At 59.1% G+C, this 11,671-nt stretch carries 8 protein-coding genes and 2 pseudogenes; 8 read left to right on the top strand and 2 right to left on the bottom strand.

Features of this window, described 5'->3' with window-relative positions; all coding sequences use genetic code 11:
• The 7 genes and pseudogenes from AAC083_RS23045 to AAC083_RS11540 form a co-directional block, all read left to right on the top strand.
• Nucleotides 1-686: pseudogene (locus AAC083_RS23045) on the top strand (chromosome partition protein MukF); the annotation flags it as partial.
• On the top strand, nt 667-1,404 hold the full coding sequence (gene mukE, locus AAC083_RS11565) for a chromosome partition protein MukE (protein ID WP_042037378.1): 738 nt from the start codon (nt 667-669) through the stop codon (nt 1,402-1,404). The pseudogene AAC083_RS23045 and the gene mukE, both read left to right, overlap by 20 nt.
• Nucleotides 1,405-1,431: 27 nt before the next feature.
• Nucleotides 1,432-5,859: a chromosome partition protein MukB gene (gene mukB / locus AAC083_RS11560; RefSeq protein WP_108536669.1), complete on the top strand. Its 4,428-nt coding sequence runs from the start codon at nt 1,432-1,434 to the stop codon at nt 5,857-5,859.
• Between the two features lie 219 nt (nt 5,860-6,078).
• The gene (locus tag AAC083_RS11555) at nt 6,079-6,465 is read left to right on the top strand and encodes a septal ring lytic transglycosylase RlpA family protein (RefSeq protein ID WP_181364723.1); all 387 of its coding nucleotides are present in this window, start codon (nt 6,079-6,081) and stop codon (nt 6,463-6,465) included.
• Between the two features lie 421 nt (nt 6,466-6,886).
• Entirely contained in the window at nt 6,887-7,336 is a 450-nt protein-coding gene (locus AAC083_RS11550) for a GNAT family N-acetyltransferase (protein ID WP_042037376.1), read from the top strand.
• A gap of 19 nt (nt 7,337-7,355) precedes the next feature.
• Nucleotides 7,356-7,859 (top strand): peptide deformylase, encoded by a 504-nt coding sequence (def, locus tag AAC083_RS11545; protein ID WP_108536668.1) that lies wholly within the window; start codon nt 7,356-7,358, stop codon nt 7,857-7,859.
• Between the two features lie 75 nt (nt 7,860-7,934).
• A complete protein-coding gene (locus tag AAC083_RS11540; protein ID WP_108536671.1) occupies nt 7,935-8,738 on the top strand; it encodes a hypothetical protein in 804 nt (267 codons plus the stop codon).
• A 79-nt stretch (nt 8,739-8,817) separates the two neighbouring features.
• Here AAC083_RS11540 and AAC083_RS11535 read toward each other — a convergent pair whose 3' ends face one another.
• Nucleotides 8,818-9,021 carry a hypothetical protein gene (locus AAC083_RS11535; RefSeq protein ID WP_042037373.1) on the bottom strand — a complete coding sequence of 68 codons (204 nt, stop codon included), beginning with the start codon at nt 9,019-9,021 and terminating at the stop codon, nt 8,818-8,820.
• 241 nt (nt 9,022-9,262) lie between these two features.
• Here AAC083_RS11535 and AAC083_RS11530 point away from each other — a divergent pair.
• Nucleotides 9,263-9,571 (top strand): annotated as a pseudogene (locus AAC083_RS11530) (PhzF family phenazine biosynthesis protein); the annotation flags it as partial.
• A gap of 86 nt (nt 9,572-9,657) precedes the next feature.
• On the opposite strand, the gene AAC083_RS11525 reads toward AAC083_RS11530, so the two are convergent.
• Nucleotides 9,658-10,947: an esterase/lipase family protein gene (locus AAC083_RS11525; RefSeq protein WP_108536667.1), complete on the bottom strand. Its 1,290-nt coding sequence runs from the start codon at nt 10,945-10,947 to the stop codon at nt 9,658-9,660.
• Between the last annotated feature and the right edge of the window lie 724 nt (nt 10,948-11,671).

Here is an 11,671-nt window from a genome sequence, read left to right as displayed (position 1 = left end):
TCGTCACGCCCCTGGGCCACTTCCTGAATGTTGAGCAGCCCCGCCTGCAGGCGGGGCTGCTCAACATTCCGGAAGTGGCCCCGGGGCGTGACGATCTGTTCCACGTCGAGGGGTTGACCCCTGCCCTGCAAGGGCGCCTTGACGTCATCACCAGCCGGGGCCAGCAGTGCATCGAGCTTTGGTCCCGCTATGACCGCCACGTCCACAAATTTATCCGCAACGCCATCGACATGGACAAGAACCGCGCCTTCAGCCAGCGGCTGCGCGACTCCATTCGCAATTTCGAGCAGCATAACTGGCTGCTGCGTATCGCCGAGGAGTCCCGGCTGCTGGAGCTGCGGGATGAAACCATTGCCATTCACGACGAGGAGGTGACCGGTGAGGTGCCCCTCGAGATGGAGTACATGGAGATGGTGGACATCAACCAGGAGCTGGCCGAGCGCATCGAGCGCTACTTGGCCCGTTACCCCGAACAGGGCCATCAGCTGGACCTGGCCGATGTGCTGCGGGAATACCTGCTGGATTACCCGGCTCACGCCCATTTCGATGTGGCGCGTCTTCTGATCGACCAGGCCGTGCGCCTGGGCCATGCCAGCGGTGAGCGCGAGCTGCACCAACAACCCGCATGGAAACCCATTAACCAAGCTGGATCCAAGGTTCAGGCCTATGTCATTGATCAATACTGAGTTTCCCTTGCCGCTGCGGCTTGCAGAGGCGATTGCCAACCCCTTGTTTCCGCGCATCGACACCGCCTTGCGCTCGGGCCGTCACATCAGTGCCGACGATTTCGAACAGCACTCGGCGCTGGTGGAGTACCACAACGAGCTGGAGATCTTCTACGGCCGTTATCAGGTGGAACTCATCAAGGCGCCGGAGGGCTTCTTCTACCTGCGTCCGCGCCCCAGCGCCGATATCGGAACAACAGTCTTGTCCGAGCTCGATATGCTGGTGGGCAAGGTGCTCTGCTACCTGTTCTTAAGCCCTGACCGGCTTGCCTCGGAAGGGGTGTTCGCCATGGGCGAGCTGCAAGAAGAGGTGCTGAGCCTGGCCGACGAGAAGCAGCTGCTGCGCATGGTCAACAGCCGCTCCGGTGGCACGGATCTCGACAAGAAGAAGCTGCTCGAAAAGATCCGTACCTCCATGCGCCGCCTGCGCCGCCTTGGCATGATCACCGCCCTTGGCAACAGCGACAAATTTCGGGTCAACGAATCTGTGTTCCGTTTTGCCGCTGACGTGCGCTCCGACGAAGATCCGCGCGCCGTGCAGCTGCGGATGATCCAGGAAGGTGAGGCGATCTTCCACGATGACGAGATGCCGAGCAGCGACTCGCTGTTTGAAGACATTGAAGCGGATCTTGATGAAGAACAGCTTGAACTGGAGGTAGAAGATGACCTGCCGCGTTAAATACAAGGCCCTGATGGAGGCAACGTCGTGAGAGGCAAATTCAAATCCCTGACCATGGTCAACTGGAACGGCTTCTTCGCCCGCACCTTCGATCTCGACCAGCTGGTGACGACGCTCTCCGGCGGCAACGGGGCGGGCAAGTCCACCACCATGGCGGCCTTTATTGCGGCGCTCATTCCCGACCAGTCTCTGCTCCATTTTCGCAACACCACGGAGGCGGGCTCCTCCAGTGCGTCGCGCGACAAGGGGCTCTACGGCAAGCTGCAACGGGGTTCCTGTTACTCAGTGCTGGAGGTGATGAACAGCCGCGAACAGCGGATCTGGGTCGGCGTGCACCTGGAGCAGATCCAAAACCGTGACAACAAGGTCAACATCACCCCGTTCGCGCTGGTGGATGTGCCGGAGCAGCTGCAACCCACCGATCTGCTGCTGGAAAAACTCGATGGTGGCAAGGGGCGTATTCGTGCCTTTGCCGATCTGAAAGGGGCGGCCGCCGAGCTGGGGGCGCTGAAGGTCGCCAAGTTCAATACGGTGACCGACTATCACAACTTTATGTTCGAGTTCGGCATCACCCCGAAGAAGCTCAGGGATCAAAAAGATCGCGGCAAGTTCTACCGTCTGATCGAAGCCTCTCTCTACGGTGGCATCTCCTCGTCCATTAGCCGATCCTTGCGCGAATACCTGCTGCCGGAGAACTCCGGCGTGCGCAAGGCGTTTGCGGACATGGAGGCGGCTATCTACGAGAACCGCCGCACTCTGGAAGCCATTAAAGAGACGCAAGGTCAGCGGGATCTGTTCAAGAACCTGATCACCGAGACCACCCACTATGTGGCGGCGGACTATGTGCGCAACGCCGCCGAAAAGAACCGTCTCTCCGAGCTGGCGCTCAAGGCGCGTCAGGAGCTGGCACAGAAACGCCGCATTCTGACCGAAGAGCGCCAGCGCGCCATCTATCTGGCGGACGAGGTGGAGCAGCTCACCAACCGCGAGAAATTGCTGACCGACGAGCTGGAATCGGCTGCCGAGCATCTGGCCAAGGTGATGGCTGCTGTCAGCTTGCAGAAGAAGATCGAGATGTATCGCGCCGATCTGGCGGATCTCACTGACAAACTCGAACAGCAACAAGCAGTAGTAGAAGAGATCCACAGCCAGCTGCTGGAAGTGGAAGAGCGCAAGGAGCTGGCGCAGGCCGAAGTAGACAGCCTCAAGACTCAGCTCGCTGACTACCAGCAGGCGCTGGACATTCAGCAGACCCGCGCCATCCAGTACCGTCAGGCGGTGCAGGCGCTGGCAAATGCCCGCGAACAGTGCGAGTTGCCGGGATTGAGCGCCGAACAGGCGAGCGACACCCTGCACCAGTTCCGCGCCGCCGAGCAGAGCCTCACCAGCCGGATGCTGGGTGCCGAGCAACAGCTGGCGCTGGCCAAGGCGGCGGTAGCCGAGCATCAGGCCGCGTTGACGCTGCTGCTCAGCATTGCCCCCGAAACCGCCCGTGATGCCGCCTGGCCCACGGCGCAGGCGCTGCTCAAGCGTCATATCGAAGACAAGGCCCGCGTCAATCAGGGGCAGGGACTGCGCGCCGCGCTGGCTCGCCTTGAGAAAGAGAGCGACAGCCAGCAGGCGCTGCTGCGCTTGCGCGACGAGCTGGCTGAGGCATCTGGCCAGCTGATCGCGAGCCAAGACGAGCTGGAGTTGTTTCTTGAGGCCCAGCGTACCCGTCAGGAAGAGCTTGCCGATCAGCAGGCGGAGGTCAACCAGCGCCGTGCCAGCCTCGAGCATCAGGGCGCCCAGCTGGGCCGTGATATCGCGGAGCTCACCAAGCTGGCCCCGCGCTGGCTCAAATCCTTTGAAAAGCTCGAGCAGCTGCGCGAGCAGAGCGGTCTGCCACTCGCCACCGCCGAGGCGCTCTCGTCCGGCATGCAGAGCGTGCTCGACAAGGAGCGCGAGTTCGAGCAGGAGAGCAACCGCATCGCGGCGCAGAAACAGGCGCTGGAGCTGCAAATTCGCAACCTGCAACTGGGGGCTGGCGAGGCGGATCCGCGCCTGGCCCGCATCGCCGAGCAGGTGGGGGGCGTGCTGCTCTCCGATGTCTATGACGACATCTCCATCGACGATGCCCCTTACTACTCCGCGCTGTATGGCCCGGCCCGCAGCGCCCTGGTGGTGCTCGACCTTGAGGGCGCCATCGAGCGGCTGAAAAAGCTGGAAGATTGCCCGGAGGATATCTACCTCATTCAGGGCAACCCCGACTCCTTTGACGAGGATCTGGTGGAAGCGGACGAGCTGGGGGACGCCGTGCTGGTGCGCACCAGCAAGCGTCAGGTGCGCTTCTCCCGCTACCCAGAGCTACCGCTGTTTGGTCGTGCCGCCCGGGAAAAACGGATCGAGCAGCTCGATCTCGAGCGGGAAAATCTGATTGAGGGCTATGCCAAGGCCGCCTTCGAGCAGCAGAAGTACCACCGTCTCTACGGTCACTTTCGCGACTTTATCGGCCAGCACCTGGATATCGCCTTCCGCCCCGATCCCGAAGCCGAAGTGCAGGCCAAGCAGCATGAGCAGCGCAAGCTGCAAGAAACCATAGCCGAGTGCGACAAGCAGCTGAGTGATGCCAAAGCGGCCGCCGCCCAGCTGACTCGCCATATCCAGTTGGTGCAGGGAATGTTGCCCTTTGCACACCTGTTTGCCGAGACAGACCTGGCGGCTCGCCTCGAGGCGGCTCACGCCGACGTGGAAGCGCTGAAACAGGCCGAAGCCTTTATCGCCAAGCACGGCAAGGCGCTCGAGAAGCTTGAAACCATGGTGCAGGTGTTGCGTCAGGATCCGCAGGATCTCGCCGCCCTGCAGGCGGCGTTCGACGAGACGAACGAATTGCTGGCCGAGCAGAAGCGCCGTTGCTATGCCCTCGATCAGCTGGTGGCCCGTCTACCGCACTTTGCCTATCAGGATGCGCAAGACCTGCTGGGCAAGGCTTCCGAGATGAGCGAGCGACTCAAAGAGAAGCTCAAAGCCGCCGAGCTGGCGGCCCGCACCGCCGGTGAGCAGCACAAGCAAATTGCCCAGCGCCACACCGAGGCGTTGCAGCTGCGCACCGCGCTCGATTCCAGCGCCTCGGCCAAGCGTCAGACCCTGACCGAGTTCGAGCAGGAGCTGGCGGCCATGGGGCTGACGCTGTCTGAGGACATGGAAGAGAAGTCCCGCGCCCACAAGAAAGAGATTGAAGAGCTGCTCATTCGCACCCGTTCCCGTCGCACCAGCGCCGAGGCCCAGTTGCAGGTGACCAAGCGCGAAATTGAATCCCTTGGCGGTCGTCTCAAGCTCGAGGGCAAGGATTACTACAGCGCCCGCAAATCCCTGGTGGGTCACAAGGCGAGCTGGTCGCGGGTGGTACGGCTGGCGCGGGAGACCGACGTCGAGAAGCGCCTCAACAAGCGTGAACTGGCCTATCTCGACAGCGACGAGTTGCGCTCCATGTCGGACAAGGCCCTCGGCGCCCTGCGGGTGGCGGTGGCGCACGACGAAGCGCTGCGCGATGCGCTGCGTCTGTCGGAGGGTAACCGCAGCACCGAGCAGAAGGTCGCCTTCTACGTGCAGGTCTACCGTTACCTCAAAGATCGCATCCGCAACGATATCATCCGCTCCGATGATCCGGTGGAGGCGATCGAGGAGATGGAGATCGAGCTGGCCCGTCTGGCTGACGAGCTCAAGCAGCGGGAAAACCATCTGTCGCTCTCCTCCCACGAGGTGGCGGCCAAGATCACCAACATCATCCGCCGCGAGCAGAACCGCATCCGGGTGCTTAACCAGGGCTTGCAGAACATCGCCTTCGGTCTGGTACGCGGGGTGCGGCTCAACGTCAATATCCGCGAGGCCCACACTCGCCTGCTGACGGCGCTCGCGGATCAGAGTGCCATGCACAACGATCTGTTCGCCGACAAGGAGCTCAGCTTCTCCGAGGCGATGGCCAAGCTGTTCCAGCGCCTCAACCCGCAAACCGAGCAGGGGGATCGCAGTTATCAGGTGATGGGCGACGTGCTGCTCGACTATCGCAACTATCTGGAGCTGGAGATCGAGGTGCAGCGCGGCGCCGATGGCTGGTTGCGGGCCGAGAGCGGCGCGCTCTCCACTGGTGAAGCGATCGGTACCGGTCAGGCCATCTTGCTGATGGTGCTGATCAGCTGGGAGGAGGAGTCCCGCCGTCTGCGCGGCAAGGATATCGCCCCCTGCCGCCTGTTGTTCCTCGACGAAGCGGCCCGTCTGGATGGCAAATCCATCGCCACCCTGTTCGAGCTGTGCGAGCGGCAGGATATGCAGCTGCTTATTGCGGCGCCCGAGAACATCAGCCCCGAGAAGGGCACCACCTACAAGCTCATCCGTAAAGTGCAGGGCAAGCACGAGCATGTGCATGTGGTGGGGCTGCGCGGCTTTGGCTTTAGCGATGACAAGCTGATTGCCTGACCTGTTTCTGGCTCATCCTGACAAGGGATGACGGGTGAATAGGTGAAAGGGAGGCATTTGCCTCCCTTTTTGCATGGAAGATATGGCAAAGTAGCCGCGCGGTCACTGCGTGGCAACATGGTGAGTGCATTGGACCGATGGCAAGGTGAGCCTGCCTGCGAACGTGCCACCAGTGTCACGAACCACATAGAAGAACAGAAAGAAGAAGAGAGGGGAAAGGTGCAACATATCCAGAAAGGGCTGCTGTTATCTCTTTGCCTGCTACTGGCAGCCTGTAGCAGCCGTTATGACGAGAGTCACGGCGGCAGCTGGCGCGGCTATAGCGAGACCGGTTATGCCAGCTATTATGCCGACCGCTATCATGGCAAAAAAACCGCCAGCGGCGAGCGCTATCGCAATAACCTCAATAGTGCCGCCCATATGACCTTGCCTTTTGGGGCTATGGTGCGCGTCACCAACCTCGCCAACGGCAAGAGCGTGGTGGTCAAGGTCAATGACCGCGGCGCCTTTAAAAACGGGCGTATTATCGATCTCTCCAAATCAGCCTTTAGCACCATCGGTAATATTCGCGACGGGATTATCAAGGTAAAGGTTGAGGTGCTGTGACTGCCCAAGATGTTATAGCGTCTGACACAGTATCATAATGCGCTAATGGATATTAATTAGGTGTTTGCATCAACGAGGGAATGGGGTTTATCGAAAGACATGTTTGTTGAGTTTCACATGGTTTTGATGAAGTAGATAAAATAAAAATTGATTGTCACTGCTTTGGGAAATTTGACCATGTCAGAGCTGAGGCTAAATAAAATTTGAAAAAAGATGGTTGATATTTCATCGGTGCTAATGTGGTGAGGGCTTAACATGATGTCTAATCAATGACCCTTTTCATCCGCGCCTCGGTCGGTATGATACCAACAATGAGGGGTAATAGAGGGCTGGATGAGGCAAAACAGCAATGGCTGGAGGCGCATGCTTAACGACGCGATAGCAATGTTGAGGCGTCGATATCACTTGAACGGGGGATGAGATGGAAATCGAGTTGGCGGGTGTTCCACAGAGTGAGTTCGAACAGGTTTTTGCTGCGGTCAAACAGGGGCTCTTTCCCTATGTTGAGGCGGTCTTTGGCTGGGATGACGAATTTCAGCGCGAGCGCTTAACCTGCGCATATCAACCGCATTGGTTCTCGTGGATCCTGCAGAGCAGTGAGCGTGTCGGTCTGCTCTGTTGCAAACCATACGACGATGCGCTGCACGTTCATTTGCTGATCATCTTTCCCCAGTATCAGGGTCGGCAGCTTGGCGCTGCCGTCATGGCGCGGCTTCATCGCGAGGCAGAGCGTGAGGGAAAATGCCGGGTGACCTTGTCCAGCTTCACAGACAACCAGAGGGCGATACGGTTTTATCAGCGCCTCGGTTACAAGGTGATAGAGGGAGATCAGGCGTTTGTCTCCTTGTCCCGCTCATTGGTAAGAAAATAATGGTTGATAGAGGGTGATGATGGCGATTCTGGATATTTTGACAGCTCCCGACCCCAGGTTGAAAATAAAAGCCGAACGGGTTGAGGATATCACAGCCGTGCAGAGGCTGATTGACGACATGCTGGAGACCCTGTATGCGACGGAAAATGGCATTGGTTTGGCCGCGACTCAAGTCGGCCGTCAAGAGGCAATCGTTATTATCGACTTGTCAGAGAGCAGGGATCAACCGCTGGTATTGATCAATCCGGAAGTGAACAGTGGGACTGACAAGGCTTTTGGGCAAGAGGGGTGTCTATCTGTTCCCGATTATTATGCGGATGTTGAGCGTTACAGCTCGGTGGTGGTATCTGCACTGGATCGAGAGGGCACACCCATTACCATCGAGAGCAGTGAGTTCTTGGCGATTGTCATGCAACATGAAATTGACCATCTTCATGGAAATCTGTTTATTGATTATCTTTCTCCACTCAAGCGGAATATGGCACTGAAAAAAGTGAAAAAATCCATCAAGTCTGCAAGCTAGCACTCTCTGATGAGAACGTTTGATGGTTTATTGATATGGGGAGGGGGAGGCGTGAAACTGACACACAGTATTGCCATGAATCTCAAGGTGCTATTTAACCGAACTGGCAGACGCATTGGGTTGTTGGCTACTGTGTTGCTGAGTACATTTTGGGGAGCGCTCCCCGCATCTGCCGACGAGGAGCCGTTGCCGGCCGAGTATCGTCCCTTTGTGCAGCAGTTGGTCGATGCGGCCGAAGCCCGGGATCATCAGGCCCTTTCCAATCAAATGAAGTACCCCTTCAAGCAGGAGTATCCCATCCCCGCCATCAAGACCCCGTCGGAGATGCTGACCCGTTTCGACGAGGTGTTTGATGACGCCATTTTAAATAGCATCGCCAGTTCCCGGGTCGGACAGGATTGGCAGACCATGGGCTGGCGCGGCATCATGCTGGGCAGTGGCGAGGTCTGGATGGATTTCGATGGCAAAGTGATCGGTATCAATCATCAGACGGCGCGGGCCGCCAAATTGAAAGGGGAGCTTATCGCCAGACAGAAAAGCGACCTGCATCCCAGCGTGCGGGAGTACAAGAGCCCCGAGCTGATGTGGCAGACCGAGAAATTCACCATCCGCATCGACGAGTTGGGTGATAGCCGCTATCGCTATGCCTCCTGGGCCAAGGGCAAGGCGCTCAGCGACAAGCCGGACCTGGTGCTCAGCAATGGCACCGTCAGGGTGGAGGGGACGGGGGGCAACCATACCTATCAATTCAAAAGCGGCCCCTACCGCTACGAGTGTGTTGTCACCGTACTGGGTGAGCGTGGCGTGCCACCGGGTGAGCTGGTGGTCTATAAAAACGACGTCGAGATAGTGCACCAACCGGTGATCAAGGTGCTGTGACAGCAAATCCACATACAGAGAGATCAAAGAGCGGCCAGGTGCCGCTCTTTTGCTTTCGCAAACTGAGGGATGATCTTCGCTAGCTTTGCGGCACTCTGACCCCTTTATCGAGATAGAGGCTGCTGTAGTGGGCGCGGTGGGTGACAAACATCACCTGATGGCGGCTGCCGTCGGAGAGAATAATAAAGTCGCCAGCCTGGGCGGGGCTTTGCAAGGTGATCTCCTGCTCGGGGGCGGTCAACTTGTCGATCTCTTCCTTGAAGGTGAGGGTGTACGAATACATAGGGTTCTCCACTGCAGGACCGTATACAGACACGCATTACAAGGCTAGTTGCCATTGTCCGGATCCGCGGCGTCCAAGCGGCACCTGTGCGGCATTTAATTTAACGGGTAAGCTGGGTCTGCTTATCTTATGGATGGCGGCATGGCCTGCGTTCACACGTGTCCCTCGCTGGGGTTCCATAACAGGGGACAGGGTGAGGCTCCCGTCTTTTTCAACATGCAAGCAAGGAGAGGTCATGAAGGAGTTGGCGCAGGGGCGAACCCTGATGCAAAGGGAAGGGCTGGTCACCATATTGTTGGCCCATGCCGCCCGGGATCAGCTGTTTCATACCCGCAACCCCTTCGCCTATGGTGGCGTCTATGAGGATCCTGCCACAGGTGCGGCCACCGCCGCCTTTGCCGGTTACCTGCGAGATAACCATTGGCCCCACGGCGGCATCATAGATCTCTTCCAGGGGGAGGATATGGGGATGGCGTCGCACCTGCACGCCGAGATCCCGGCCGAACCCGGCAGCTCAATCCGGGTATTTGGTCGAGCCAGATTGATGTGAGTGACACGCAATGAAATAACCGCCCACGGGCGGTTTTTGACCTTGTGCTGGTGCGAACTTCAGCGAGTCTCGGCGTATTGCGCCCGTTATGCGTTCTGGCCATGCTCCCCAGACGGGCAGCACTCTGCGTGAACGGGGGTGAACCACTGCAGCAGCTGACGACTTACCTGCAGGCTGCCGAGCAGGGCCATATGGTTGGTGCGGTAGGCAATCCAGTAGTGGGAAGGTGGAAATGCCAGCTGGTGGCGCACCTCGTCATGTTGGCCGAGGGCGCTGCGCAGGGGCACAAGGCCATCGCCGATCAGCCGATCAGCCAGCAGACCGCGCTTGGCCGCCGTGGTGGCCGCTACCGTGAAGCAGGCCACGCCGGTGGGCAAGGGCATGGGAGGGCGAGGATCGGGCAAGGTGTGCGTATCGCCCTGCGGGGGCGGCGAGTCCATCACCTTGCCGTGACGCAGATCCTTGATACCGGCGCTGCGCAGCTGTGCCAGCCTGACAAAGGGCTGGGTATAGGCGGTGGCTGGCAGTAGCTGCTCCAGCCAGTGACCGGCGTGTTCAAGGGGGGCGCCATGATGCGGCGTGCCGAGAAACACCATGTTTTTCAGGACGTCGGGCCAGTCCATCTCACGCTGGCGGGCATGGTGACAGGCGCTGCGGATCACCAGCCCCCCCATGCTGTAGGCCAGCACGCTAATCTCCCTGATCTGGCCAGGCCAATGGCGTGTCAGCTGGGCCAGCTGGCTAGCCAGCTCCCGCCCGTTTTGCGCAACGGGCAGGCCCGAGTTGTAGCGCACATAGACGGGCACATAGCCCAGTTCGTCGGCCAGCCTCTCCCCCAGGTTGAGCGTTTTTTCTTTTGCCTTCCCCCTGGTTTGGCTCTGCCACTGCAGATCGTTCATGCACAGGCCATGCACCATCAGTAGCACCCGGCTCTCGGCGGGCAGGCTCGACGGCATGGCGTGCCAGTCCAGGGGCTCACCGTGATAGCGCAGTGTCATGGGGGTAGCAAGGGCATTGTGGCTCTCGACCAGCTTGTCCCCCATCACCCCATTGAGGGTGGCGAGCAGGGCGGCGCGTTTGGGCGTTTCGGGGATCTGGTGCAAGGGAGGCGTTGGCGGAAAACGGGCAAGCAGGGCATGGATGCCACCGCTCAGGGTATGGGCAGCGCCGTGTACCCCCTTGTAGACCAGACCCGTGATCCCCCGGGTCTGACCCTGGGCCTTACCCCTTATTCCCATGCCACTCAACACCGCCTGATGGACGGCCTCGGTGATCTGCACTGCCGCAGGCAGGGCCTGGGTGAGCAAGTGGGCCAGCTCGCGGATATCGGAAAGATGCCAGGAGGAAACCGGCGGCTGTTTTGTCGACTGGGTCATGGGGTCGCCCTCGGAGAGATGGTGTCAGCAAGCAGGCTTGTACCAACGGGGTGGCGTGCTGGCTGGCACAGACCCATCCAGCTTGCCGTGTTTACCTCGGGTTTACCAGTGAAGCTGCGGGCAGATCCTGCGGGGCCGAGCCTCTTACTGCATGGGGGCCGCGAGAGGGCTTTTCCTGGTGCGCCGAACCTGTGGCTGGAGCAAGAGGTGTTGGTGCTGGCCAGGCGTTTGCAGCCATGCCATTGGGGGGGGCTTGCGGCTAATGCCGCCATAAAAAAACCGCCTGATGGCGGTTTGTTTATCATGCCGGCCCTTATTTCAGGGCTTTTTTCAGCTTCTTGATCTTGCCTTCGTGCTTGGCAATTTTCTCAAGGCGAGCGGCGATCTTCTTCTTGATATCTTTCTTGCTGGCTTTGGCCATCTGTGTTGCTCCTTTTGCAGTGGGGACACTGTGAGTGTCCGTGAGTCTGTCCATCGACGTCCCAGAGTGCCACAAGGTTTCCGTATGAGGCAAGTTCCTGTCGAAAAAAAACGGCACATTTCAGCCTGGGGGGTGAGGCAAAACAGGGCAGCATTAGCTGCGTATAGCCTCGGTTGCAGGAGACGTCGGTTTGGGTTGGGTGATGACCAGAAGGTATATGCGGCATAGCGTGGCCAGCAAAAAGCGCCCCGTGGGGCGTAATGCCAGTCAGTTAAGCCTGACTGGCATTGTTTTTATTTGTTT

Source organism: Aeromonas sp. HMWF014 (assembly GCF_963878295.1).
In the GTDB taxonomy this organism is placed as follows: domain Bacteria; phylum Pseudomonadota; class Gammaproteobacteria; order Enterobacterales; family Aeromonadaceae; genus Aeromonas; species Aeromonas popoffii.
This window is presented reverse-complemented; position numbering and strand designations above follow the sequence as displayed.

Excerpts from the sequence above, each read along its gene's own strand:
- mukE (WP_042037378.1), top strand. The coding sequence starts at position 667 with ATGTCATTGATCAATACTGAGTTTCCCTTGCCGCTGCGGCTTGCAGAG.
- AAC083_RS11550 (WP_042037376.1), top strand. The coding sequence starts at position 6,887 with ATGGAAATCGAGTTGGCGGGTGTTCCACAGAGTGAGTTCGAACAGGTT.
- def (WP_108536668.1), top strand. The coding sequence starts at position 7,356 with ATGGCGATTCTGGATATTTTGACAGCTCCCGACCCCAGGTTGAAAATA.
- AAC083_RS11540 (WP_108536671.1), top strand. The coding sequence starts at position 7,935 with ATGAATCTCAAGGTGCTATTTAACCGAACTGGCAGACGCATTGGGTTG.
- AAC083_RS11535 (WP_042037373.1), bottom strand. The coding sequence starts at position 9,021 with ATGTATTCGTACACCCTCACCTTCAAGGAAGAGATCGACAAGTTGACC.
- AAC083_RS11525 (WP_108536667.1), bottom strand. The coding sequence starts at position 10,947 with ATGACCCAGTCGACAAAACAGCCGCCGGTTTCCTCCTGGCATCTTTCC.